Below are 26,440 nucleotides of genomic sequence, written 5' to 3' on the forward strand. Positions count from 1 at the left end.
CCTTCTTCGAAGGTGCGATGTCATCGGGAGGTGTGACCATGCCGATCAGCCCGCCGCCAAGCTCAGCGGACTATCCATTCAAGCCAGTCCGGCAGTCCGTATCATGAAGCAGGCGTCGACGCCGTAGCTGTGCAGCTTCGACTGGATGCCGGCCTCTGCAACTGCTTCAAATCTACATGCGCGCCAGAACGGCTGAGCGCCGCCGAGAGCGACCAGCGAGAGATTATCGAAGCCGCGCCCATGCGCGAACGCAGCGATCTCCTCGATCATCGCCTTGCCTTCTCCGGACCTTCGTGCGCTTGGCAGGATCGCCAGATCATGAATGTAAAAGGTCGACGGCGAGGAAGGCAGTTCGCTCAACATCGCGTTCAGCGCAGGTGGATCGGCGTATCGCCAGGGATGGCTTACCAAATATCCCGCGACGGTGCCGCCGCTCTCCAGAATATGACACCCAGCCGCAAAGAGCGCCAAGCGCCCGCGGAATACAGCTTCGTCTTCCGGGAATTCCGGATGAACAATGCCGGCGACCTGAACCACCGCAGGCAGATCGGCGACCTGCATCGCGCGCCAGGCGGCTTGTGTCTGCATCACCGGCGACCGTCGATTGCGTTTCGTGAAGAGTGATCGCAAGCTAGGCGCGAGCGAGATGACGCGCAAGGGCGGCCGCGCCAGCGGCAATGGAGATTAAATTGAACAGCCGCAAGCCACGCGAGGGCGCGAAAGGGCTTCCGCCGCGCAACAGCATCCCACCTTTTGCTGCGCTTCGTGCATTCGATGCGGTGGCGCGGCTCGGCGGAATCCGCAAGGCGGCGCAGACGCTGAGCCTCGACCATGCCGTCGTCAGTCGACACCTGCGCGCGCTCGAGCTGTGGACGGGAACCATGCTGCTCGAACGCGCCCGCTCCGGTTCGGCGCTGACACCTGAGGGGCTCGCCTATCATCGCAACATCGCCGCCGCGATCGACCTCATTTCCAACGCGACGCTCGATCTCATAAAGGCGAGCGACGACCATCAGCTCAAGATCTGGTGTATGCCGGGCTTCGCGTCGAAATGGCTGCTGTCGCGGATGCGTGCGTTCGAGATGGCGCACTCGGGGATGACGATCGAGGTGCGGCCGAGCGACCACCAGCCCGACTTCAACCGGCACGAGGCCGATATCGATATCCGCTACGCGCCCACCTATGGGGAATCGATCGACCTGCCGCCCAACGTGCGCACGCTCGAACTGGCGCGGCCGTCGGTCATCCCGGTCGCCAGCCCCGCCTATCTGGCGAGCGCGCCGCCGATCACGCGCGGGGCCGACCTCTTGGCGCACCCGTTGCTGCACGAGGAGAATTTCGAGAACTGGCGAGCATGGCTGACCGCGCATGGTGTCGCGGTGCCTGAGGATATCACCGGCACGCGACTGTGGCACGCGCATCTGACGATCGACGCCGCCTGTCAGGGACGCGGCATCGCGCTCGCCAATCATTTCCTGGCGGCCGATGCGATCGAGACGGGGCAGCTGGTCGAGCTCGGCGGCGAGGACGGGCCGTTCGAGAAGCTCTCGCTCGGCTCCTACCTGCTCATCGCCCGGACCGACCGCTGGTCGAGTCCAGCGATCGCCCGCTTCCGGCGGTGGATCGTGGCGACGATCGCCCGGGAGGAGATTGTTTAGGCGATCGAGATTCAGGCGTACCGCCTGCCTAACTCAAGCCCTTCCCCTTCAGGGGAGGAGCCAATTGTCGAACGCCGATCCGCCCGACGGTGATTCGCAGGCACCACCGCCGCTTTCGTTCGCATCTTATTCCGACCGACACGGAGTGACAGTCTGACGGCCAGTTCGCTTGTCTTCGAAAGGCCGCCATGCAGTCCAACGCCGCGCTCCACCGTCGCCGTCTCGACGCGATCCCGCGGGGCATTGCCAACGCCACCGCGATTGCCGCCGACCGGGCGGAGAATGCCGAGCTGTGGGACGTCGAGGGGCGCCGCTACATCGACTTCGCGGCAGGGATCGCGGTGGTCAACACGGGACATCGGCATCCCAAGGTGATGGCCGCGGTCCATGCGCAGCTCGACCGGTTCACGCATACCGCCTTTCAGGTCGTCGCCTACGAACCCTATGTCGCGCTGGCCGAGCGCCTCAACGCGCTCGCGCCGATCGCGGGGGATGCGCAGACGGTACTCTTCTCGACCGGCGCGGAGGCGGTCGAGAATGCGGTGAAGATCGCCCGCCGCGCAACGGGCCGGGCATCGGCGATCGCGTTCGCCGGCGCGTTTCACGGACGCTCGCTGCTGACGATGGCGCTGACCGGCAAGGTCGCTCCCTACAAGACCGGATTCGGCCCGATGCAGGGGGGCGTGCATCATGTCCCCTTTCCGTCCGGCGACGTCACCGTCGCGGAGAGCCTGCGTGCGCTCGACCTGCTGTTCGCCGCAAGCGTCGAACCCAGGCAGGTGGCCACGATCGTCATCGAGCCGGTACAGGGTGAAGGCGGCTTCCATCCGACACCGCATGAGCTGCTGCGCGCGCTTCGCGACATCTGCGACCGCCATGGCATCCTGCTGATCGCCGACGAGGTGCAGACCGGCTTCGCCCGCACCGGCAGGCTGTTCGGCATCGAGCACAGTGGGGTTGAGCCCGACCTGATCACGGTAGCCAAGGGGCTGGCTGGCGGCTTCCCACTCGCCGGGGTGATCGGGCGCAAGGCGGTGATGGACGCGTGCGACCCGGGCGGGCTCGGTACCACCTTCGGCGGCTCTCCGGTCGCCTGCGCGGCGGCGCTGGCGGTGCTCGAGGTGATCGAGGAGGAGCGGCTGTGCGACCGTGCCGCTGCGATCGGGGGCACGCTTTCCGCCCGTATCGCCGGGTTCGCCGGACGCAACGACCTGACCCGTGTCTCTGCGCCGCGCGGGCTGGGTGCGATGGTCGCCTTCGACATCCTCGACGACGCGGGTGCGCCCGATCCGCAGGCGGCAAAGCGGGTCGTTGCGCGCGCGCTCGATAACGGCCTGATCGTCCTCACCTGCGGTCCGCTCGGGCAGGCGATCCGCATCCTTGCGCCGCTCACGATTCCGGATGCGCAACTGGCGGAGGGATTGGATATTCTGGAGCGTGCGCTCGGCCGGGTGATTGGCGAATGACCGATCCGATCGCGCTCGCCCGTCCCGACTTGCTGCGCCGCTCGGCCTATATCGACGGGCAATGGGCCGACGGCGATGCGACTCTGACAGTCTCCAACCCAGCGACCGGTGCCGTGATCGGCACTGTCCCGAACCTCGGCGGTACGGAGACATCCGGCGCGGTGACGGCGGCCGAACGGGCGCTGCCCGGCTGGCGCGCTCGTTCAGCCAAGGAGCGATCGGATATCCTCCGCCGTTGGCATGACCTCATCATCGCGCATCGCGAGGACCTGGCGCGCATCCTCACCAGCGAGCAGGGCAAGCCGCTCGCCGAAGCGCATGGCGAGGTCGGGTCGACCGCCGCCTATTTCGAATGGTTCGCCGAGGAAGCGCGACGCATCTACGGCGAGGTGATCCCGGCCAACCAGGCGGACCGGCGGCTGATCGTCACGCGTGCGCCAGTCGGCGTCGTCGCGGCGGTGACGCCGTGGAACTTCCCCTCGTCGATGATCGCGCGCAAGGTCGCGCCTGCGCTCGCCGCCGGATGCACGATCGTGCTGAAGCCGTCCGACCTCACCCCCTTCTCCGCGCTCGCGCTGGCAGTGCTTGCCGAGGAGGCAGGAGTCCCAGCCGGCGTGTTCAACATCGTGACAGGCGCTCCCGCGCCGATCGGCGACGTGTTGGTCGGCGATCCGCGCGTCGCCAAGTTCAGCTTCACCGGATCGACCGCGGTCGGCAAGCAGCTCGCCGCGCGCTGCATGGCGACGGTCAAGCGCGTCTCGCTCGAGCTTGGCGGAAATGCGCCGTTCATCGTCTTCGCCGATGCCGACCTCGACGCGGCGGTCGCCGGCGCGATGATCGCCAAGTTCCGCAACGCCGGCCAGACCTGCATCTGCGCCAACCGCATCTTCGTCGAGGCGCCGGTTTACGACGCCTTCGCCGCCAGGCTCGCCGAGCGCGCCGCCGCGCTGCGGCTCGGCGACGGGCTGGCGGAGGGTACCGATCAGGGGCCGCTGATCGATACGACGGCGGTCGACAAGGTCGCGCGCCATCTGAAGGACGCGATCGAGCGCGGCGCCCGGATGCTGACCGGCGGCGGCACCGCTGAGGGCAGCTTCTTCGCGCCGACGGTGCTCGCTGACGTCGATCCGCAGTCGTTGCTGTGCCGCGAGGAGACGTTCGGTCCGCTCGCCGCACTGATCCGCTTCGAGGGCGAGGCGGAGGCGCTCGCGCTCGCGAACGAAGGGCGCGCGGGCCTCGCCGCTTACGTCTATACGCGCGACATGGCGCGGTCCTATCGGATGGCCGAGGCGCTGGAGTATGGCATGGTCGGCATGAATACGGGCATCGTCTCGACCGAGGTGGCGCCGTTCGGCGGGATCAGGGAATCGGGCCTCGGCCGCGAAGGCGGGCGGCACGGGATCGACGATTACGTCGAGATCAAGCTGACGGCGGTCGGGGTGCCGCCGCTCGCCGAGGGCGCATGAACGGTTCCGAGCAACCGAAGCCGGGCCTGTTCGTGCCCGACGCCTATCGCGCGGACGATCCCGCGGCGATCGTCGCCGCCTATCCCTTCGCCCTGCTGATCACGACCGACGCGGCGGGCATCCGCGCCACCTCCTGCCCGATGGTCTTCGAGCACGACGCCGCGACCGACCGGCTGCTCGGCCACATGGCGCGGCGCAACCCGCACGCGCCCGCACTGTCGGCGGGGCAGCAGGTGCTGGCGGTGTTCTCCGGACCGCACGCCTATGTCTCGCCGCGCTGGTATGTCGAGAAGCCGCAGGTGCCGACCTGGGATTATGTCGCCGCGCATGTCCGCGGCACGCTGGAGCCGATCGACGACGGGGCCAGCCAGCTCGCCGTGCTGGAGCGCACCGCCGCTTGCCTGGAGCGCGGCGCCGACCGGCCCTGGACGCTCGACGACGCGCCGGAGGGCCGCGTCGCGATGCTGCTGCCGATGATCCGTTCCTTCCGCATCCATGTCGACAGCATCGAGGGTGTTGCCAAGCTCAGCCAGTCGCACCCGCCCGGCGACCGCGCGCGCGTCGCCGAGGCGCTGATGCGCGGCGACGACACCCGTGCGATCGCGCGGATGATCGCGGACCTCGACCGGCCGCGCTGACGGCGCACATCGATCGGCCTGAATGACATGTGCTCCTGCGAAAGCAGGAGCCCTGGCCGCGAGCGACATGATAGTGATCCAGGGCTCCTGCCTTCGCAGGAGCACAGCTACGCTTCAATCTGGACGGACAACCGCTCCCGTCAGCTGCCCTGCTTCTTCAATAGCGATAGGTCGCCGTGAGCCCGATCGTCCGCGGGCGGACGGTCGCGTTGGTGATCAACGGCGATCCCGGGAACAGGCGATAGCGCGCCAGCTCGGGATGGCTGTTGGTGAGGTTGTTCACGAACAGCGACAGCTCGGCCCCGTCGCGCCGGATGCCGGCGCGCGCGTTGATGATGTTGGTCTCGTCGCCGTTGGTGATGACCGGGTCGTAGCCGAACGCGTCGGGGTTGTTGCGGGGCCCGCGCTGACCGTAGGAATAGTCGAACCGCACGAATCCGTCGCGATCGGCGCTGCTTCCCCCGAGCTGGAAGTCGTACTGGCCGGATAGGGTGAAGCTCAGCTTCGGCCCGCGGTAGACATAGTCGCCCTTGCCGAAGATCAGCAGGCCGCTGCCGCCGTAGACGTCCTCATCGTAGGTGGCGTGGGTATAGCCCATCACCAGCCCCAGCGTCAGCCCGTCGCTCGGCCGGCCCTGCAGCGCCAGGTCGAAGCCCTTGCTGGTCGCCTGCCCCGCATTGGCGATGAAGCTCGACCCGCAGGTCGGCAGGTAGAGCGAGGTCTGGATGTTCTTCCACTTGATGTAGAAGGCGCTGGCGTCGACCGTCAGCGCGCCGCCGAGGAAGCCGCCCTTGGTGCCGACCTCGTAGGACCAGACGCTGTCGGAATCATAGCTCGTCGGCGACTGGTCGTAGCCGAGGCCGCGGACGTCGGCGTCGCACAATGCCGGCACGCGGGTCTGCACTCCGCCGGCGCGGAAGCCCTTGGCGATCGAGGCATAGACGAGGTTGTCCGGCGTCACCTGCCAGGAAATGCCGAACTTGGGCGTGACCGGCGTCTCCTTAGCGCTGCCCGACGTGTCGATCGTGCCGCCGGCGAAGGGGCCGATCGCGTATTGCGCATGGTCCACCTTGACGTGGGCGACGCGCACGCCCGCAGTCAGCGTCAGCGTGTCGGTGGGCTTGAAGTCGACCTGCCCGAAGCCGGCGAGCTGCCGGGTGCGGCTGCGGGTGATGCTGTCGTAGATATAGAAGTCCGGCAGATAGCCGGTGCCGAAGAACCCTTCGATGCCGAAGGCGTCGTTGAAGGCGTTGCGGATCAGCGTGTCCATGAACTCGTCGCGGTTGCGCTGATAGGAGCTCTGCCGCTCGTTGCTGTAGAAGCCGCCGATCACGAAGTGGAGCGGGCCGCTGCCGTTCGACTGCAGCCGCACCTCCTGGGTGAAGTTATGCTGCCTGTCGCCGAAGAAGCCGGTCGCGACTTGGCCCGGCAGCGTCGGATAGGGATTGCCGGGCGAGACCAGCTCGGCATCGAAATTGGTATAGTCGCGGGTCTCGCGCTGGTTGCGGTCGAACCAGGAGGTGGTGGAGATCAGCGTGACGCCGCCGAGATCCCAGTCCACCCCCAGCGAGGGCAGCACATAGCGGTCGCGCTGCGGCTGCGCCTGGACATAGCCGTTGCGGAAGCGGGTATCGCCGCGGTCGGTCAGCGCCTCCCAATAGCCGCTGGTGTCGTCGATCCTGACGTTCTGATAGTAGACCGACGGCGTGATCGTCAGCCCCTCGACCGGGCGCCAGCCGATCGCGGCCTTGAAGGCGAGCGAATTCTCCGAATTGGCGTCGGCCGTGACCGTGCCGGTGTTCGAATCGACCCGATCGACCCAGCCGCCGTCGCGGCGGAACCAGGCGCTGGCGCGGAAGGCGAGCACGTCGCTCACGATCGGCCCGCCGATCGCCGCGCCCGCCTCATAGGTGGGATCGCCGTTCTCGGTGAAGGCGACCTCGGCGCGGGCATAGCCGCTGTAGCGGTCATACCCCGGCTGCGGCGTGATGAAGCGCACCGCGCCGCCCTCCGCACCCGCGCCGAACAGCGTGCCCTGCGGCCCGCGCAGCACCTCGACGCGCTGCAGGTCGAAGATCTTGGGATAGGTGTTGGCCGAGCTGAAGCCGACCGCGCGCGACTGGATCGGCACGTCGTCGATGTAGATGCCGGTGGTCGCCGCGCCGTCGGTCGACTGGATGCCGCGGATGGCGATGTTGGTGTTCGATCCCGAGAAGCGGCTCTCGCGCCGGAAGTTGAGGCCCGGCGTCAGCCGCGCGATGTCGTTGACGTCGCGCACGCCCTGGCTGTCCATCTTCGCCTGGCTGAGCGCGGCGATGCTGGCCGGGACGTGGCTGAGCTGCTCGTCGCGCCGGCTGGCGGTGACGATGATGTCGTCCGCGTCGGCTTGCGGGGTCTCCGCCGCCTGGGCAGGTGCATCCTGCGCGGCCGCGCTCGCCAGCCACCAGGGCGATGCCAGCATCGTCGCCGCCGCCAGCATCCTGTAACGTCCGCTCATTCTCGATCCTTCCCTGGCAAGTCCGGATCTGCCTCTGCGGGCGTGGCTGTTGCCGATCCGGTCGTGATGCTCCTGCGGACCTCGATGATTGCCGAACCATGCTGCACCGCCAGATGCCAAAGAGTCGATGGCTGGTGCCCATTGGTCACCACTGTCGTGCGTGCCGTCACTGTCCCTCTCCCATTGGGAGGGAAGGAGCCGCCGACGGCGGCGGGAGGGTGAGGGGACTGCGGCCGGCGGTGGCACCCTCACCCTCCCACTCGACTTCGTCGAGCGGGCCCCTCCCTCTCCCAAGGGGAGAGGGGAAGTGCGCGTCAGCCGCCCGGTACGAATGCCGGTATCCCCGTGATGGCGCGGCCCAGGATCAGCGCATGAATGTCGTGCGTGCCCTCGTAGGTGTTGACCGTCTCGAGGTTGATCGCGTGGCGGATGACGTGGAACTCGGCCGAGATGCCGTTGCCGCCGTGCATGTCGCGGGCGACGCGGGCGATGTCGAGCGCCTTGCCGCAATTGTTGCGCTTGATCAGGCTCACCATTTCCGGCGACCAGGTCCCCGCGTCGATGTTCCGTCCCACCGCCAGCGCCGCCCCGAGGCCGAGCGCGATCTCGGTCGCCATGTCGGCGAGCTTGAGCTGCGGGATCTGGTTGGCGGCGAGCGGCCGTCCGAACTGGCTGCGGTCGAGAGAATACTGGCGCGCGCGATGATAACAGTCCTCCGCGGCGCCCATCGCCCCCCAGGCGATGCCGTAGCGCGCCTTGTTGAGGCAGCCGAACGGCCCGCTTAGGCCCCGCGCGCCGGGGAGGAGGTTCTGCTCCGGCACGAACACCTCGTCCATCACGATCTCGCCGGTGATCGAGGCGCGCAGCGACAGCTTGTTGTCGATCTGGGGGAAACTCAGCCCCGCCATGCCGCGCTCCAGGACGAAGCCGCGGATGAGGCCGTCGTCGTCCTTCGCCCACACCACCGCGATGTCGGCGATCGGCGCGTTGGTGATCCACATCTTGGTGCCGGTCAGGCGATAGCCGCCGTCGATGCGCCGCGCCCGCGTCTTCATGCCCCCGGGGTCGGAGCCGGCGTCGGGCTCGGTCAGGCCGAAGCAGCCGACGATCTCGCCCCTGGCAAGGCTCGGGAGATAGGCCTGCCGCTGCGCCTCGCTGCCATAGGCGTGGATCGGGTGCATGACGAGGCTCGACTGCACGCTCATCGCCGAGCGATAGCCCGAATCGACGCGCTCGACGGCGCGGGCGATGAGGCCATAGGCGACATGGCTCACCCCCGCGCAGCCATAGCCGTCGATCGTCGCGCCGAGCAGCCCGAGCTCTCCGAGCTCCGCCATGATCTCGCGGTCGAACCGCTCCTCCATCATCGCCGACAAGACGCGCGGCAGCAGCCGCGCCTGCGCATAGGTCTCGGCGGTGTCGCGCACCATCCGCTCCTCGTCGGTGAGCTGCGCGTCGAGCAGGAACGGGTCGTCCCAGCGGAAGGGGGTGAAGTCGGCCATCGACGGATTCCGTGATCAGGCGGCGAGGCGAGGCCGGCAGGCGTCGAGCGCATCGCGGATGACGTCGACCATGCGGTCGATCTCGGCATGGGTGATGACGAGCGGCGGGCTCATCACCAGCGAATCGCGCACGGCGCGGATCATCAGCCCGCGCTCGATGCAGGCGTCGCGCAGCATCGGCCCCGCCGTTCCTTCCGCACCGCCGAAGCGCCTGTTCGTCCCTTTCTCGGCGACGATCTCGATCGCTCCGAGCAGGCCGAGCGACCGCACTTCGCCGATCAGCGGATGATCGGCCAATCGCTCCAGCGCCGCGGCGAAATAGGGACCGCTGTCCGTCGCCGTGCGCTCGACCAGCCCCTCGCGCTCGATGATGCCGACGTTGGCGAGCGCGACCGCCGCCGCGGTCGGATGGCCCGAATAGGTATAGCCGTGGACGAAGGGCGCGCCCGCGCCGCGGATCGCTTCGACGACATGATCGGCGACGCCGACGGCGGAGATCGGCAGATAGCCCGACGACAGCCCCTTGGCCATCGACACGAGATCGGGCGCGACGCCGAAATGCTGGAAGCCGAACCAGCGCCCGAGCCGGCCGAAGCCGCAGATCACCTCGTCGCAGCCGAGCAGCACGCCGTATTTGCGCGCGATCGCCTCCACGCGCGGCCAATAGCCGTCGGGCGGGATGATGACGCCGCCCGCGCCCTGCACCGGCTCGCCGAAGATCATCGCGACCCGCTCCGGCCCCACCGCGAGGATGCGCTGCTCGATCGCGTCGGCGGCGCGCGCGGCGAAGGCGTCGGGATCCTCGCCGAACCCCTCGTTGAAGCGATAGGGCTGGAGGACATGCTCGATGTCGGGCACCCACGGCCCGCCCTGCGCGCGCATCGCGGCCATGCCGCCCATGCTGACGCCGCCGATGGTCGATCCGTGATAGCCGTTGGTGCGGCCGATGATCACCGTGCGCTGCGGCTCGCCCTTCACCTGCCAGTAATGGCGCGCGGTGCGGATCAGCGTGTCGACCGCCTCGGAGCCCGAGCTGTTGAAGAAGACGTGGGCGAGCCTGCCGCCGAGCAGCTCCGCGATCTTCGCGGCCAGCTCGATCGTCGGCGGCGCGGCGGTGCGGAAGAAGCTGTTGTAGAAGGGCAGCTCGCGCATCTGGTCATAGGCGGCGCGCGCCAGCTCCTCGCGGCCGTAGCCGACCTGGACGCACCACAGCCCTGCCATCGCGTCGAGCAGCGCGTTGCCCTCGGCGTCGTGGATGGTCGAGCCCTCGGCGCGCACGATCACGCGGCTGCCCCCGGCGGAGCGCTGTAGCCCCCAATCCTGCTGCGCCGGCAGGTGATGCGCGACGTCGAGACGCCGGAGGCGATCATTGTCGTAGGTGCGGTCGGTCATGATGCTACTCCTGAACGATGGGCGCGCCGATGCGGAGCAGGCGCGTGAGCGGGCGGTGCAGCGCGACGATCAGCACCGCCGCGGCGCCGGCGATAGCGGCGTGCAGGGCCCAGAAGCTCGATGGCGGGACGGTGCCGTAGAAGCGGCCGAGCCAGCCGCTCGCGATCGACCCGAGGAAGATGCCGACATAATAGACCGACACCATCAGCGCGTTGACCGAGGCGGGCGCGGCGCGCGCGAACAGCGCCAGCGCAATCGGCACGACATAGAGATAGCCGAAGGCGCAGGTGAGGTGGAACAGCACCGGCCACAGCATCGGCACACGCGCGCCGCCCGACAGCGCCTCGCCGACGACGAGCCACAGGCACGCCGCCGCGAACACCGCGCAGCCGAGCGCGACCTTGCCGAGGTCCGACGGTTCGGCGCTGCGGCGCTCCTGCCGGCGCCAGATCGCCATGCAGACGGGCGCGAACAGCAGCACCGCGATCGAATCGACCGACTGGAACCAGGTGATCGGCACGCTGAGCCCGAACAGTCCGCGATCCACGCGGTCGCGCACCCACAGCGGATAGCTGTTCCACACCTGCGTCTGCGCCACCCAGAACAGCGTGACGAGCGCGAGGACGATCAGCAGGCCGAGGATCGGCTTCGCATCGCCCCGCACCAGCCGGGGCGCCTCTCCGCCAACGGCGATGCCGTCGGGCGGCAGGTGACGGCACCCCGACAGATAGACGCCAAGCCCGATCAGCATCCCGACCCCGGCCGCACTGAAGCCGTAATGCCAGCCGTAGAGCTCACCGAGCGTGCCGCAGATCAGCGGCGCGACGGCGGCGCCGACGTTGACGCCGACATAATAGATCGAGAACGCCCGGTCGCGGCGGGGATCGTCGCGCGGATAGAGCGCCCCCACCTGCGCCGCGAGATTGCCCTTGAGCAGTCCGCAGCCGACCAGCAGTGCCAGGATCGCGACCAGGAAGGCGCCCTCGAACGCCATCAGGAAATGCCCGGCGACCATCACTGCCGCGCCGAGCGTGACCGCGCGCGTCCGCCCGAGCACGCGATCGCCGAGCAGGCCGCCGAAGATCGGCGTCAGATAGACGAAGCCGCCGTAGAGGCCGAAGGTCTGCGTCGCCAGCGCCTGCGTCGAGAGCGGCCCGAACAGCGCCTCGACCATATGGCGGTATCCGGCGAAGCCGAGCACCTGCTCGACATGGCCGGGCTGGAGCAGATAGCCCGCCATGTAGAGCACGAGCAGCGCCTGCATCCCGTAGAAGGAGAACCGCTCCCACGCCTCGGTGAAGACGATGTAGGCGAGCCCTCGCGGGTGGCCGAACAGCGTCCGTTCCCCGGTCGGCGGGGCGAAGGGGGCGATCGGCTGCACGGCCGCGGCGCCGCTCACCCGAGCGCCCCGACCACGGCGTTGAAGAAGTCGTTGTCGTCGATCGCGTCGGCGCCGAGCGGCTTCGACCGCGTGCTCCACACGACGATGACGACGCGCTGCTTCGGGTTGACGTAGATATATTGGCCGAAGATGCCGCCCGCGCGGAATGCGCCGTCGCCATAGCCGCCGTCGCTGCCGGCGATCGGCCACCACATCAGCCCGTAATGGCCGCGCCCCGGCGCCGGGATCGCGCAGCCGCCGGCCTCGGCGACCCATCCTTCCGGCAGCACGCGCTCGCCGTCGATCACACCACCGCCGGCGATGAACAGCCCGAAGCGGCCATAGTCACGCAGCGTCGCGCTGAGCCCGCTGCCCGCAACCTCCAGCCCGCCGGGCGATTCGAGCCACCAGAAGGCGTCCTGGTCCATGCCGAGGCGCGACCAGATGCGCTCCGACAGATAGTCGGCGAGCGGCCGCCCGGTCGCGGCGCGGACCAGCGCGCCGGCGACATGCGTCTCGCCGGTGCTGTAGTTCCACAGCGTGCCGGGCTCGGCGACGCGCGGCAGGCTGGCCATGAACGCCATGATCGCGCCGGGCTGCTGCGCGAGCTGGAGGTCGAGCATCCGCCGCCGGTCCGACGCCGGGTCGAGATAATCCTCGCTCCAGCGCACGCCGGAGGCCATCATCAGCAGCTGTCGGACGCTGACGCCGTCGTAGCCCGAGCCCCCGAGCTCGGGGAGGTAGCGGGTGAGCGGGTCGTCGAGCGAGACGATGAAGCCATCGTTGATCGCCACGCCGACCAGGGTCGCGGTGATCGACTTGGCCATCGACATCGACATCCAGCGGGTGCGCTCGTCATGGCCGAGCTCGTGGTTCTCGAACGCGATGGCGCCGTCCTTCAGGATGAGCAGGCCGATGCCGCGATTGCGCGAGACATAGTCGTAGAGGTCGCAGGTCTTGCCGTTCGATTGGAACGACAGGTCCGGGAACGGCACGTCGCGGCGGGGCAACGGGCGCGCGGCCATGCCGCGGCGGACCATGCGCGTCGGGAAGAGATGCTCGAACCGCCGGAACGCCTCGAGCTGCCGGCCGGGAAGGAGGTGCCCGGCATAGGTGGCGTGGAGCAGCGTGGCCGGATCGGCTTCCTCGATCGGCTTGGTCATCGGCTGGAGGCGCGGCACGTCAGCGGGCGATCCTCTGTGCGATCTGCTGCCACGATCCGGGATTGACGGTCAGCGCGCCCTTACCGTCGAAGCGCAGCAGCATCGGATAGCGACCCGGCACGGTGAAGTCGGTCGCCGTCACCGGCAGCAGCTCGACCGGCTGGCCGCGTTTGATCGCGAAGACGTCGTATTTGCCGATCGCCTCGCCGAACAACTTCCCGTCGCGCGCGGTGATGCGAAGCGCGGCGATCGGGCTGAAGCGGTAGTCGCCGGCATAGCCCTCGAGCACCACCGGCGCCGCGACGGCGCGCTTCGCCGGCACCGGCGCCGCCGGCTGCGGCGGCACCGAGGCGAGGATCGCATCCCACATCGCCTCCGACGCCAGCGTGGCGACGTCGACCGAACCGAAGCCCAGCGTCGCCTCGCCCGGATCGACCTCGTCGGTCGAGACGGCGTAGAGCACGTCGCCGTCGAACATGGTCTGGAACGGCTGGATGCCGCGCGCCATCGAGCTGTGGACCTGGATCGCGAGCCGCTGCAGCTCGGCCGGGCTCATCTTCACGTTGGTGACGACCAGGCTCACCGTCGTGTTCTTGCGCCCCTTGTCGGCCGAGGAGGCGAGCAGCCCCGACAGCCGCTTCTGCGAGAAATCGGTGAGCAGCGCGCTGGTCTTCACGTCCTTCGGCCAGGCGGGATCGGGATAGCAGGCGACCAGCTTGCCGTCGCGGTCGGTGACCGCGCCGAACGCGTTGACGACGGTGAAGGCGGCGATCTTGACCGGCCCGACCTGGCGGAAGGCGCCGCCCTGCCCCGAATGCGCGTCGCAGCCGAACAGGCTGCCTGTCATCGCCGAGCGGCCGGCACCGCGCGCGCCGAGCGGAAAGACGCCGGGCCGGGCGGCCCGCAGCGCCGCCTGCGCGAGCCGCTTGTCCGGATAGATCTCGTTCAGCCGCCGGCCGCCGAAGTCATAGATGATCGCGCCGACGGCGAGGCCGATATCGTCCCAATAGCCGCTGCGCACGCCGTCGTCCTTGAGCGCGGTGTCGACGGCGGTGGTCGCCTCCAGCCCGTACCAGGAGCCGCCGGCGAAGACGACCGCATCCAGGTCGGGAGTCTCGTAGCCGAGCCGCAGGAAATCGGTGTTGACCGTCCCCGGCGCCCCGCCGCGCACGTCGACCGCGCCATGGACCTTGCGGCCGAAGCGGAACACGGTGACGCCGGTCGGCCCCTCCTCATATTCGCCGGTGCCGATGCTGAGCATCGGCCAGTCGAAGCGTAGCGTCCGCGCATCCGTGCCGCCGTCCGAATTGACCACGGGGTAGAGCCCATCCTGGTTTATGGACTGAGGTGGACTTTGAGGTGGCTGGACGTCCTGCGCCCTCACGGCGGGAACGGCACAGATCAAGCCAACCGCTGCAGCGAAGCCGCACCGTAATAGCGAACCAGTTCCATGCCAGCCGCTCCCATGCCGATCCATGCCTGTCTTCCCCACCAGCGCCTACGCTTGCATGACTATCATTGAGCGATGATGCGCCAGGAGCCGCGAAAGCAGAAGATGACAAGAGCACGACTATTGGTGCCATGGAAACACCAGGCAGCAGATCAGGATCGGAAGCCGCAGCAAGCGTTCGTGCAGAAGCCGGCGCCGCAACATGTCCGAAAATTGAGAGTGCAAGAGCGCGGCTCAACGGCTTAAGCGTCTCGGGAGAGCTCGAGGCGAGGACGGATGTGGGGCTCGCGTACATCCGGTTGCTGGTCCCGAAGGTCGTAACCGCAGGTACCAATAATAACGCCTGCCACCATAGGTGGCTTTCGTACCTGCCGCGCGTTCGATGAGCGAATGCTGACGCAGTGGCGCCATTGAAAGTCAGATCAGCGGCCGACGCAATCTCCCTCTCCGGCTACCGGCACATCGCTCAGTTCGACGCCCGAAATTCCGCTTCCATTCTTGAGATCCTTCCACCGCGCTGCGCGGAACCTACCCTCCGGCTGGCCCAGTATGCATCGAACGGGCTGATCGGTAATGGCGCAACATGCTTACGCAGTGAGCCGCTGGTTTGTGTCTGACGTGTCCAACAGCGTTTCATAAATCACTAGATCGTTGGAATCGCTCTGTTCCCAAAACGGTCGCCGACTCAAGCTGACGCCAATCCCGCAAGTCTCGAAACGCCTCTGCAAAGCCCACCGGAGAAACCGCCCACGCCTTAGCACCCGCCTCGACCAAGCGAGCCGCGGCAGCGGCGATATCGGCCGACGGAATTTCACGCGTGAGGACAGAAGGCATATTATGGCGCGCGTTCCAATGATTGCTACCTGACTTATCGGACAGCGTGCGATGGAGCATTCTGGCATCCACTTCGGCGCCATGCCAAAGCTCGCGTTTCCAGCCCCTAACGCCTCGATAGACGCCATCGACAGCCAGCAAGGAATTGGTCTGTTTCTCCACCATGGGTGCATCCGCCGCTACGGAATCTGCCGGAGAGGCACCTTCGGCCGATAGCGAGAGCGCGCTGAGAGCCTGGCTGCCCTGAGCTCCCTGGCCGACACGCGCAAGAAGCTGGTCATAGTTCCAGCTCGTTCCGTCGGCGAATCGGATCGTCTCGATGCGTGACGACCAGTCGTTGACGCCGTTGTCGATCTGGATACGGTCGGCGGTGCCTGCGATCTTAAGCATAAGATAGTTGCCCCAGTCGACCTGACTGACAGTCACGTCGCTCGCTAGGATGCCCGGGCCAAATTCGATCGTGTCGTTGCCGCCATAGCCGTCCGAGGTGTTGTCCTGGATCAGGTCCTGTCCGTCACCGAGCGCAAAGCGGAAGGTATCGTCACCGCCGCCGCCGCGTAACGTGTCGTTGCCGGCACCGCCCAGCAGCACGTCATTGCCGTTCCTGCCAGCAAGGAAATCCGCGCCGGCACCGCCGGTGAGGATTTCAGCATTCTCGGAACCGTAGAACACGTCGTCATTGCCCGTCGCGGCCGTCGCACGCGCGAGCAGATCGGCGGAGCTCCAGCTGGTGCCGTCGGCGAACCGGACCGTCTCGATGCGTGACGCCCAGTCGTTGACGCCATTGTCGATCTGGATGCAATCGGTGGTGCCGGCGATCTTAAGCACAAGGTCGTTGCCCCAGTCCGCCTGACGGCTGTCCGCTAACGCAGCCACTAATCGAGAAAATCGTCCACCGGTGTGCCTGGGGGCCCGCCGGCACCTATCGACCCACTGTCGACGCAGTTCCCGGTTTGATCCGGTTCGTTTCCAGCTAAGCGCTTGAAAATGCTGGTGACCCCTACGGGACTCGAACCCGTGTTTTCGCCGTGAGAGGGCGACGTCCTAGACCGCTAGACGAAGGGGCCGCGATTCAGCGGAGCGGCGCACTTAGAGGCGGGTGGGCAGCACGTCAAGCGCGCCAATGCCTGCCACGAACGTTGCGCCCGGACGTCGCGCTGCTAACGTCGCGTGCATGAAGACCTTCGCTTTCGCCCTCACCGGCCTCCTGCTCGCTGCTCCCGTCTCTGCCCGCCAGCTCACCATCGCCGACGTGACGATGCTGTCGCGCGTCTCGGCGCCCGTCGTTTCCAAGGACGGCCGCTGGCTCGCCTGGCAACAGCGCGAGACCGATCTTGCCGCCAACCGCGGCCGCTTCGACATCTGGCGGCTCGACCTCAGGGCCAGCGGTGCGAAGCCAGAGAGGATCCTGGGCGAAGCCGACGTCAACGAGACTTCGCCCGAGTTCGGTCCCGACGGCACGCTCTATTTCCAGTCGGACAAGGGCGGCGAGGACAATGTCTGGGCGCTCCCGCCTGCCGGCAGCGCACGCCAGGTGACGCGGCTCAAGGGCGGCTTCGGCGGCTTCAAGCTTGCGCCGACCGGCGACAAGCTGCTGATCTGGGCCGACCGCAAGCCTGGCGCGCCGACCCTGGAGCCGGCGCTGGAGAAGAAGGACTCGAACGCGGGTTCCGGCCGCGCCTACGATCAGCTCTTCGTCCGCCATTGGGATACATGGGCCGACGGCAAGCGCTCGCAGCTCTTCGTCGTGCCGCTCACCGGTGGCAACGGCACGCCGATCGTCGGCCCGCTGGTCGGCGATACGCCGTCCAAGCCGTTCGGCGGCGGCGAGGAGCTCGCCTGGTCGCCGGACGGCAGGACCGTCTATTTCGCGCTGCGGGAGGCGGGACGGATCGAGCCGCTGTCGACCAATCTCGACATCTTCTCCGCTCCGGCGGACGGATCGGCACCGCCGACCAATCTCACCGCCGACAATGACGCGACCGACAATTTCCCCGCGGTCTCTCCCGACGGCAAATGGCTCGCCTGGGCGGCGATGAAGCGGCCGGGCTATGAATCCGACCGCATGGTGCTGATGCTGCGCAACCTCGCCACCGGCGAGGTGCGCGCGCTGACCGAAGGCTGGGACCGGTCGGTCGGCTCGATCGCCTGGACGCCGGATTCGATGCGCCTCTACGTGACGGCAGACGACACGCAGGACGTGCCGGTGTTCGCGGTGGATCGGACGAGCGGCAAGGTATCGCGGCTGACCCGGCAGGGCCATGTCGCCGCGGTGGTGCCGAGCGCAGCCGGCGCGGTGCTCCAGATCGACAGCCTGGTCGAGCCGGGCGACTTCTACCGGTGGAGCGGGAAAGGCGCGCCGGTGCGGCTTACCTCGGTCAATGCCGACAAGCTCGCCGGCGTCGAATGGCCGACCGTCACCCGCTTCAGCTTCGCCGGCGCCAACGGCGACACCGTCTGGGGCTATGCGGTGAAGCCCGCCGGTGCGACCGGCAAGGTGCCGATCGCCTATATGGTCCATGGCGGACCGCAGGGATCGAGCAACGACAGCTGGTCCTATCGTTGGAACCCCGCGGTGTTCGCGGGCGCGGGCTATGGCCTGGTCGCGGTCGATTTCCACGGGAGCACCGGCTATGGCCAGGCCTTCACCGATGCGATCCACAACAACTGGGGCGGCTGGCCGCTGGAGGACCTGCAGAAGGGCCTCGACGCCGCGACTGCCAGGTTCGATTGGCTCGACGCGGACAGCGCCTGCGCGCTCGGCGCCAGCTACGGCGGCTATATGATGAACTGGATCGAGGGTAACTGGCCCGACCGGTTCAAGTGCATCGTCCAGCACGACGGCGTGTTCGACGCCCGCGCGATGGCCTATGAGACCGAGGAGCTGTGGTTCGACGAATGGGAGCACGGCGGCAAGGCCTATTTCGAAGACCCCGCGGCTTTCGAGAAGTGGAACCCGGTCAATCACGTCACCAAGTGGAAGACACCGATGCTGGTGGTGACGGGCGAGAAGGACTTCCGCATTCCCTATACCCAGGGCATCGCCGCCTTCACCGCGCTCCAGCGCCGAGACATCCCCTCGCGGTTGATAGTGTTTCCCGACGAGAACCATTGGGTGCTGAAGCCCAAGAACAGCCGGCAATGGTACCGCGAGGTGCTCGGCTGGATGGACCGGTGGACGGGGAAGGCACCCGCTCGGTGAGACACATCGTCATCCCGGCGCAAGCCGGGATGACGATGTGATCGGGCCGGTCGCCCTAATCTCCTCCATATCCCCCGAATGCCCGCGCATCGACGACCGCATCGATCAGCGCCTCGTCGCGCGGGATGTTGCCGCTCAGCATCAGCACGGCGAGTCCGTGGACCAGCGCCCAGGCGCGCATCGCGACTGCGCGGACCTTGAGCTCGTCCGCCCCCTGCCCTGCCAGCCGGGTCGCATAGGCGCGCAGCAATCGCGCCGCCTCGTCATCCTTCTCGGGCGTCAGCGATAGCGGATCAGCCGGCGCGGGGGCGCTCATCATCAGCCGAAACAGCGCCGGGTGATCGAGCGCGAAGCGGACATAAGCCCGCCCCATCGCCTCGAACTCCTCGAGCACGCCCCCCATCCCTGCCGCTGCCGTCCGCTGCGCCTCACCAAGCTTGTCGTAAGCGGCATGGGCCAGCGCCTGCCGCAGCGCCTCCTTGTCGGGGAAATGGCGATAGACCGCGGTCGCGCTCACCCCCACCGCGCGCGCCATCTCGCGCAGCGACAGGTCGTCGCTCTCGCGCTCCTCCAGCATCCGGAGCCCGACTTCGACCAGCGCAGCGCGCAGGTCGCCGTGGTGATAGCCGCGCTTCGCCGTATTTTTCGCCGCCGTCATGTTGACACTGTTACCATTATCGCCCATGTTTACGCCATCAACATCAAGCACGCGAGTCGCATCATGGCAAGCTCTGTCGAGACATTGATCCGAGGCGCCCTCACCAGGGGCATCGAGGCCGTTGCCGAGTTCAACCGCAAGCGCGTGCCCGAAGCGGACAAGCCGCACCCGTTTCTCACGGGCATTCACACGCCGATGAGCGAGGAGAAGACGATCCGCGAGCTGCCCGTCACTGGTACCATCCCCGCCGCGCTCGACGGCCGGTACCTCCGTATCGGTCCCAACCCCGTCGATCCCGATCCCAAGGGTTATCACTGGTTCATCGGCGACGGCATGGTCCACGGCGTCCGCATCGAGGGCGGCAAGGCGCTGTGGTACAAGAATCGCTGGATCCGCTCACGCCCGGTCGGCGAGAAGCTCGGTGTCCCGCCCGCACCGGGGCCGCGCCACGGCAATTTCGATACGGTCAACACCAACGTCGTCGGCATCGCCGGCCGCACCTTCGCGCTGGTCGAGGCGGGCAGCTATCCGGTCGAACTCGCCGACGATCTCGAGGAGCAGACCTACAATCCCTTCGACGATACGCTGGTGGGCAGCTTCACCGCCCATCCGCATCAGGACCCGCTCACCGGCGAATGGCACGCGATCGCCTATGAGGCGACCCGGCCCGACGAGGTACGCCATGTCGTGCTCGATGGCGAAGGCCAGGCGATCCGTGACGAGCCGATCGCGGTGAAGCACGGCCCGTCGATCCACGATTGCGCGATCACCGAACATTATGTGCTGGTGCTCGACCTGCCCGTCACCTTCTCGATGAAAGCGCTGATCGGCGGGCACGGCTTCCCCTATCGCTGGAACCCGGGCCACCAGGCGCGGATCGGTCTGCTGCCCCGCATCGGCAAGGCGGAGGATATCGTCTGGATCGACCTCGACCCGCTCTACATCTTCCACGTCGCCAACGCCTATGAAGATGGCGGCAAGGTGGTGCTCGACGCGATCACCTATGCCACCATGTTCGACGACGATCCCAAGGGGCCGAACGCGATGCCGCTCGGGCTCGAACGACTGACGCTCGATCCGGTGACGCGCAGCGCCACGCGGAGGATGATCGACCCAACGCCGCAAGAATTCCCGCGTCCCGACGAACGCCGCTTCGGCCAGCGCTATCGCTACGCTTACACGCTGAGCGTGCCGCAAAGCTCGGAAGGGTTCATCGGCGACACGCGACTCTACAAGCACGACCTCGACGCGGGCACGCGCCGGACGCACGATTTCGGCGAAGGCCGCTACCCGGGCGAGTTCGTGTTCGTCCCCGAGGCAGCTGAGGCAGCCGAGGACGAAGGCTGGCTGATCGGCCTGGTGGTCGATCTGCCCCATGAGACGACCGATCTCGTCATCCTCAATGCACAGGATTTCGAGGGAGAGCCCCAGGCCAGCATCCGCATCCCCCATCGCATTCCGCCGGGCTTCCACGGGAATTGGGTGGCGAAGTAGCAACCACTGTCCCTCTTCCGTTGGGAGAGGTGCCTACAGCCTGCGAAGGCACCCTCACCACTCGGCTGTCGCCGAGCGGGCCCCCTTCCTCTCCCAATGGGAGAGGGGGCTGCCGTTGGCAATTTTACCCCGCTGGGGAAATTCCGCTCTTGCACCTCCGTACCCCATCAGGGTAAGCGCCCCGCATGACGACTCTCGCCGGAGCCAAGATCCGCCGTTTCCGCGAAGACCGCGGCCTCACCCGGGCAGCGTTCGGTGCCTGGTACGATTCGCCCGGCAGCACCGTCCAGGGCTGGGAGGAAGATGGCAAGCGCGCCAGTCCCAAGATCGTCAACCAGATCGCCGCCAACGGCATCGCCGATCACGCCGACTGGTTCGTGAGCGTGACGCAGGAGAATGACATGGCCCAATGGTCCCCCGACAGCTGGACGGCACACGAGGCACGCCAGCTTCCGACCTATCCGGACCAGGCGGCGCTCGCCACTGTCACTGCGCAGCTCGCCAGCTATCCGCCGCTGGTGTTCGCGGGCGAGGCGCGCAACCTCACCGCCGACCTGGCCGAGGTGGCGGCCGGCCGCGCCTTCCTGCTCCAGGGCGGCGATTGCGCGGAAAGCTTCGCCGAGTTCCACCCCAACAATATCCGCGACACCTTCCGCGTCATCCTGCAGATGGCGGTAGTGCTGACCTTCGCCTCGAAGCTGCCGATCGTGAAGGTCGGTCGCATGGCCGGCCAGTTCGCCAAGCCGCGCTCGGCCGATACCGAGACGATCGACGGCATCGAGCTCCCCAGCTACCGCGGCGACAACATCAACGACATCGCCTTCACCCCCGAGGCGCGCACGCCCGATCCGCAGCGGCTGATCCAGGGCTATCTCCAGTCGGCGGCGACGCTCAACCTGCTGCGCGCCTTCTCGACCGGCGGCTATGCCGATCTCCACCAGGTGCACCGTTGGACGCACGACTTCATGGGCCGCAGCCCGTGGGCGCAGCGCTATGCCGAGATGGCCGACCGCATCGGCGAGGCGCTCGAGTTCATGGCCGCCTGCGGCATCGATTCGGAGCGCGTGCCGCAGCTCGCCGCGACCAATTTCTACACCAGCCACGAGGCGCTGCTGCTCCCCTATGAGCAGGCGCTGACGCGGCAGGACAGCCTGACCGGCGACTGGTACGATACCAGCGCGCATTTCCTGTGGATCGGCGATCGCACCCGCTTCGACGGCTCGGCGCATGTCGAGTTTCTGCGCGGCATCGGCAACCCGATCGGCGTGAAGTGCGGCCCCAGCCTCGAGCCCGACGTGCTGCTGAGGCTGCTCGACACGCTCAACCCGTCGCGCACGCCGGGCCGGATCACGCTGATCACCCGCTACGGCCACAACAAGATCGAGGCCGGTCTGCCCAGGCTCGTTCGCGCGGTGCAGCGCGAGGGGCATCCGGTGGTGTGGAGCTGCGATCCGATGCACGGCAACACGATCAAGGCGGCGACCGGCTACAAGACCCGCCCCTTCGAACGCATCCTCGCCGAGGTGCGCGGCTTCTTCGCCGTGCACCGCGCCGAGGGCAGCTTCGCCGGCGGCATCCATGCCGAGATGACCGGACAGAACGTCACCGAATGCACCGGCGGCGCGGTGGCGGTGACCGAGCAGGGCCTCGCCGACCGCTACCACACCCACTGCGATCCCCGGCTCAACGCGAGCCAGAGCCTGGAGCTGGCCTTCCTGCTCGCGGAGATGCTGAACGCCGAGCTCTCGGAGCGGAGGAAGGTGGCCGCCTGAAAGGGGACGGGGCGGATGCCGGCAATTCCCCGGAGCCGCCTTACAGAACTAAATACAAGTGGTTAGGATGATCCGCCCGCAAGTCTGCTAACTTCCTAGAATTATTTGTTGCGTCCCGCGCAATCTGAAATCATAACCTACCAAAAAAAGGGGGGGTGAACGTAGTGCTTTGAGGAGGAGCATCTATGCGCACCCGCCTTTGTCCCGCTCTCTTGCGTCCGAGGTTCGCCTCTTCGCTCTGGCTCGCGGGCGCCAGCCTGACGGCCATTACGCTGTCTTCGTCCCAAGTCCGGGCGGAATGCACGCCGGCACCGACGGGGGGCAGCGACGTGATCACCTGCACTGCGACGGCACCCGATCCTTCAACTCCGCCGGGCAGCCTTCAGGCGGGCGACGACACGATCAACCTGAACGGCGGAACGCTCAACGGGTCCATCACCGGCTCCACGGGGAACGACGCGTTCAACCTGAACGGCGCCATCGTGAACGGCACGCTGTTCGGCGGCGAGGATGCCGGAACCACCAGCAACGATGTCTTCAATCTCATGGCGGGAACGGCAGGTAACGGCACCGATGCCATCGTCGGCGAACGCGGGGACGACCGGATCATCATCGGCGGCACGGCGACGCTGAACGGCCGCGTCTCCGGCAGCCAGGGCGCCGACATCATCACCATGAGCGGCGGCACGGTGAACGGTGACATTTCCGGAGAGGGCACCACCTTCTTTCCCGGCACCGCGGCAAGCGACAGCGATTCGATCCTGCTGACCGGCGGAACCATCACGGGATCAGTGTCGGGCGACGCTGGCGCCGACCACGTCACGCTCGACGGCGCCACGGTGGACGGGACGCTGAACGGCGGCGTGGGCGACGACACGCTGATCGTCGGCTCCGGATCGACCGCGGGTATCTCGGGCGGCGACGGGGCCGACCAGATCACCGTTTCGGGCGGCAACGGAGGCGCGCTCGACGGCGGGGCCGGCAACGACCGGTTCACCGTGTCCGGAGGCACGGTCGCAAGCGTGACCGACGCGGTCGGCAACAACACGCTGCTTCTGCCTTTCAACAGCACCGGCGTGATCACCGGCAATGTGGGCTTCGGGCCCGGCGTCGACACGATCGACATGGCGGGCGGCGAGATCCAGGGGACCGTCAGCCAGGGCGACGGATTGGACGTGCTCACGCTTTCGGGCGGTACGATCAACGAGGTGTTCCAGGGCGGCGGCCTCGACACCGCCACCATCTCCGGCGGACGGATCGTCAACGGCCTGGAGGACGGCGACTTCGTGACGATCACCGGCGGGCGGATCGGCTTCGTCGACATGAACATCGCCAACAACGTCGTCACCATGTCGGGCGGACAGATCGACGGTGATCTCACCGCCAGCTTCCAGAACGACACGCTCAACCTCTCCGGCGGCACGATCGGCGGCAGCGTCAATTTCGGGCGCGGCGCCAATGTGATCAACATGACCGGCGGCGCCATCGCCGGCACGATCACCACCGGCGACGGCATCGACACCTATACGATCAGCGGCGGCTCGACCGCGGGGGTCAACGCTGGTGCCGGGAATGACGTGATTGGCCTCTCCGGCACCGGAAACGCAGGCTTCCTCAACGGCGAGGCCGGCGCGGACGCGATCACCGTCGGCGGCGGCACGGTGGCGACGGTGGACGGCGGCGACGACGACGATGCCATCACGATCGGCGGCGGCACCGTCACGACCGCACTCGGCGGCGCGGGCAACGATGCGCTGGCGGTCTCGGGCGGGACGGTGGCCATGCTCGACGGCGGCGACGGCAACGACGCCTATACCGTGTCGGGCGGCACGGTGACGGCGGTCACCGACCTGCTCGGCAACAGCACGCTGACCATGCCGGCAGGCGGCACCGGCACGATCGCCGACGTGACCTTCGGCGCGGGCACCGACGGCATCGACGTCGCCGGCGGCGAGATCACCGGCACCGCCAGCCTCGGCGACGGCGTCGACACCTACACCCAATCGGGCGGCACCGTCGCGACGGTCTCGCTCGGCGCGGGCGCGGACGTCGCGACAGTCTCCGGCGGCACGCTCGCCCGCCTCGGCGGCGACGATGGCGACGACCAGCTCACCGTCAGCGGCGGCACGGTCACCAATGTCCTCGGCGGGCTCGGCAATGACGCGCTAACGGTCTCGGGCGGCACGGTGACGACGCTCGACGGCGGCGACGGCAACGACGCCTACACGGTCTCGGGCGGCTCCATCGCGGATATCTCGGATCTCGCTGGCAACAACGGCCTGACCATGCCTGCGGGCGGCACCGGCGCGATCGCCGACGTGACCTTCGGCGCGGGCACCGACGGCATCACTGTCGCCGGCGGCGAGATCACCGGCACCGCCAGCCTCGGCGAAGGGATCGACAATTACGTCCAGTCGGGCGGCACTGTCGCGACGGCGTCGCTCGGCGCGGGCGCCGACACGGCTGCCATCTCCGGCGGCACGCTCGCGACCATCAACGGCGATGACGGCGACGATCAGATCGCGGTCAGCGGCGGCACCGTCGCCGACGTGCTGGGCGGACTCGGCAACGACGCGCTAGCCGCTTCGGGCGGCGACGTCACCACGCTCCAGGGCGGCGACGGCGACGACCAGTATACCGTCTCCGGCGGCACCATCGGCAGCATCACCGATGTGGCAGGCAACAATATGCTGACCATGCCCGCCGGCGGCACGGGCACGATCTCGGGCAATGTCACGTTCGGCGCGGGTGTCGATACGGTGGACGTCGCCTCGGGCCAGATCCAGGGATCGGTGATCCAGGGCGATGGATTGGACGTGCTCACGCTTTCGGGCGGTACGATCAACGAGGTGTTCCAGGGCGGCGGCCTCGACACCGCCACCATCTCCGGCGGACGGATCGTCAACGGCCTGGAGGACGGCGACTTCGTGACGATCACCGGCGGGCGGATCGGCTTCGTCGACATGAACATCGCCAACAACGTCGTCACCATGTCGGGCGGACAGATCGACGGTGATCTCACCGCCAGCTTCCAGAACGACACGCTCAACCTCTCCGGCGGCACGATCGGCGGCAGCGTCAATTTCGGGCGCGGCGCCAATGTGATCAACATGACCGGCGGCGCCATCGCCGGCACGATCACCACCGGCGACGGCATCGACACCTACACCGTCTCGGGCGGCTCCACCGCCGGCATCAACGCCGGCGCCGGCAACGACGTGATTGGCCTCTCCGGCACCGGAAGCGCGGGTGCGATCGATGCAGGCGATGGCGACGACGCGTTCAGCTGGACCGGCGGCGCGCTCAACAGCTTCAACGGCGGCATCGGCAGTGACACGGCACTGGTCACGGGCGGCGCGGACTTCTCCCAGCTGACGCTGCTCGACGGCGGTGACGATGCGAGCGAGGCGGACGGCTGGGTCGACGTGCTGACCTTCCAGGGCGTCTCGGCGAGCCTGCCGACCCTCACCAACTGGGAGCAGGTCGACCTTACCCAGAACACCAACATCGCCATCACGCCGGACGGCGCCGATTTCGGCAACGGCAATGTCTCGATCGATCAGACGTCCAGCGTGACGGGCGGCTCCGACGCCGGCGGCGACGTGCATGTCGGGGGCGACCTCGACAACGCCGGCGAGGTCGTGAGCGAAGCTCCGGTCGACGTGGTCGTGGACGGCAACCTCGGCAACAGCGGCACGATCGATCCGGGCGGCGGCAGCCTCACCGTCGTCGGCGAGACGGAGAACAGCGGCACGATCACCTCGGAAACCCCGGTCGATATCGCGACCGGGGGACTCGACAACAGCGGCACCATCGACCTGCCGAGCGGCGGCACGATCGACGTCACGAACGACGTCGTGAACACCG

17 protein-coding genes and 1 tRNA gene are annotated in these 26,440 nt (G+C 67.8%); 8 read left to right on the forward strand and 10 right to left on the reverse strand.

Going from position 1 to position 26,440, the window contains the following annotated elements; genetic code table 11:
* Window positions 1-78: 78 nt before the first annotated feature.
* Window positions 79-588, reverse strand: a complete 510-nt coding sequence (locus ACMGER_RS12765; protein WP_436812514.1) for a GNAT family N-acetyltransferase — start codon at window positions 586-588, stop codon at window positions 79-81.
* A 101-nt stretch (window positions 589-689) separates the two neighbouring features.
* Here ACMGER_RS12765 and ACMGER_RS12770 point away from each other — a divergent pair, with 101 nt between their 5' ends.
* From ACMGER_RS12770 to ACMGER_RS12785, 4 genes are all read left to right on the forward strand, one after another.
* Window positions 690-1,658: a LysR substrate-binding domain-containing protein gene (locus tag ACMGER_RS12770; protein ID WP_436812515.1), complete on the forward strand. Its 969-nt coding sequence runs from the start codon at window positions 690-692 to the stop codon at window positions 1,656-1,658.
* A gap of 188 nt (window positions 1,659-1,846) precedes the next feature.
* Window positions 1,847-3,124: a 4-aminobutyrate--2-oxoglutarate transaminase gene (gene gabT / locus ACMGER_RS12775; RefSeq protein WP_436812516.1), complete on the forward strand. Its 1,278-nt coding sequence runs from the start codon at window positions 1,847-1,849 to the stop codon at window positions 3,122-3,124.
* Window positions 3,121-4,590, forward strand: a complete 1,470-nt coding sequence (locus ACMGER_RS12780; protein ID WP_436812517.1) for an NAD-dependent succinate-semialdehyde dehydrogenase — start codon at window positions 3,121-3,123, stop codon at window positions 4,588-4,590. Before gabT ends, ACMGER_RS12780 begins: the two co-directional genes overlap by 4 nt.
* Window positions 4,587-5,228 carry an FMN-binding negative transcriptional regulator gene (locus tag ACMGER_RS12785; protein ID WP_436812518.1) on the forward strand — a complete coding sequence of 214 codons (642 nt, stop codon included), beginning with the start codon at window positions 4,587-4,589 and terminating at the stop codon, window positions 5,226-5,228. The genes ACMGER_RS12780 and ACMGER_RS12785 overlap by 4 nt, the downstream gene beginning before the upstream one ends.
* A gap of 157 nt (window positions 5,229-5,385) precedes the next feature.
* Here the strand turns inward: ACMGER_RS12785 and ACMGER_RS12790 are convergent, their stop codons facing one another.
* The 8 genes from ACMGER_RS12790 to ACMGER_RS12825 form a co-directional block, all read right to left on the reverse strand.
* Window positions 5,386-7,725 (reverse strand): TonB-dependent receptor, encoded by a 2,340-nt coding sequence (locus tag ACMGER_RS12790; RefSeq protein ID WP_436812519.1) that lies wholly within the window; start codon window positions 7,723-7,725, stop codon window positions 5,386-5,388.
* Window positions 7,726-8,039: 314 nt separating this feature from the next.
* Window positions 8,040-9,227, reverse strand: coding sequence for an acyl-CoA dehydrogenase (locus ACMGER_RS12795; RefSeq protein WP_436812520.1), 1,188 nt, complete (start codon window positions 9,225-9,227; stop codon window positions 8,040-8,042).
* A 15-nt stretch (window positions 9,228-9,242) separates the two neighbouring features.
* The gene (locus tag ACMGER_RS12800) at window positions 9,243-10,619 is read right to left on the reverse strand and encodes an aminotransferase (protein WP_436812521.1); all 1,377 of its coding nucleotides are present in this window, start codon (window positions 10,617-10,619) and stop codon (window positions 9,243-9,245) included.
* Between the two features lie 4 nt (window positions 10,620-10,623).
* Entirely contained in the window at window positions 10,624-12,018 is a 1,395-nt protein-coding gene (locus tag ACMGER_RS12805; protein ID WP_436812522.1) for a peptide MFS transporter, read from the reverse strand.
* Window positions 12,015-13,181, reverse strand: a complete 1,167-nt coding sequence (locus ACMGER_RS12810) for a serine hydrolase domain-containing protein (RefSeq protein WP_436812523.1) — start codon at window positions 13,179-13,181, stop codon at window positions 12,015-12,017. The genes ACMGER_RS12805 and ACMGER_RS12810 overlap by 4 nt, the downstream gene beginning before the upstream one ends.
* Window position 13,182: 1 nt before the next feature.
* Window positions 13,183-14,478: a P1 family peptidase gene (locus ACMGER_RS12815; protein ID WP_436812524.1), complete on the reverse strand. Its 1,296-nt coding sequence runs from the start codon at window positions 14,476-14,478 to the stop codon at window positions 13,183-13,185.
* A gap of 768 nt (window positions 14,479-15,246) precedes the next feature.
* Entirely contained in the window at window positions 15,247-16,323 is a 1,077-nt protein-coding gene (locus ACMGER_RS12820; protein WP_436812525.1) for a calcium-binding protein, read from the reverse strand.
* 115 nt (window positions 16,324-16,438) lie between these two features.
* Window positions 16,439-16,514: transfer RNA gene (locus ACMGER_RS12825), tRNA-Glu, on the reverse strand.
* A gap of 107 nt (window positions 16,515-16,621) precedes the next feature.
* Between ACMGER_RS12825 and ACMGER_RS12830 the strand changes: the two genes are divergently transcribed.
* A complete protein-coding gene (locus ACMGER_RS12830; RefSeq protein ID WP_436812526.1) occupies window positions 16,622-18,649 on the forward strand; it encodes a prolyl oligopeptidase family serine peptidase in 2,028 nt (675 codons plus the stop codon).
* A gap of 55 nt (window positions 18,650-18,704) precedes the next feature.
* Here ACMGER_RS12830 and ACMGER_RS12835 read toward each other — a convergent pair whose 3' ends face one another.
* Window positions 18,705-19,307 carry a TetR/AcrR family transcriptional regulator gene (locus ACMGER_RS12835; protein ID WP_436812527.1) on the reverse strand — a complete coding sequence of 201 codons (603 nt, stop codon included), beginning with the start codon at window positions 19,305-19,307 and terminating at the stop codon, window positions 18,705-18,707.
* A 63-nt stretch (window positions 19,308-19,370) separates the two neighbouring features.
* On the opposite strand from ACMGER_RS12835, the gene ACMGER_RS12840 reads away from it, so the two are divergent.
* The 3 genes from ACMGER_RS12840 to ACMGER_RS12850 form a co-directional block, all read left to right on the forward strand.
* On the forward strand, window positions 19,371-20,801 hold the full coding sequence (locus tag ACMGER_RS12840; protein ID WP_436812528.1) for an 8'-apo-carotenoid 13,14-cleaving dioxygenase: 1,431 nt from the start codon (window positions 19,371-19,373) through the stop codon (window positions 20,799-20,801).
* A 401-nt stretch (window positions 20,802-21,202) separates the two neighbouring features.
* On the forward strand, window positions 21,203-22,573 hold the full coding sequence (locus tag ACMGER_RS12845) for a class II 3-deoxy-7-phosphoheptulonate synthase (protein ID WP_436812877.1): 1,371 nt from the start codon (window positions 21,203-21,205) through the stop codon (window positions 22,571-22,573).
* Window positions 22,574-22,902: 329 nt separating this feature from the next.
* The coding region (locus ACMGER_RS12850; RefSeq protein ID WP_436812529.1) for a beta strand repeat-containing protein at window positions 22,903-26,440 on the forward strand (3,538 nt) is incomplete at its 3' end.

The sequence above is a fragment of the Sphingomonas astragali genome (assembly GCF_051400615.1).
In the GTDB taxonomy this organism is placed as follows: domain Bacteria; phylum Pseudomonadota; class Alphaproteobacteria; order Sphingomonadales; family Sphingomonadaceae; genus Sphingomonas.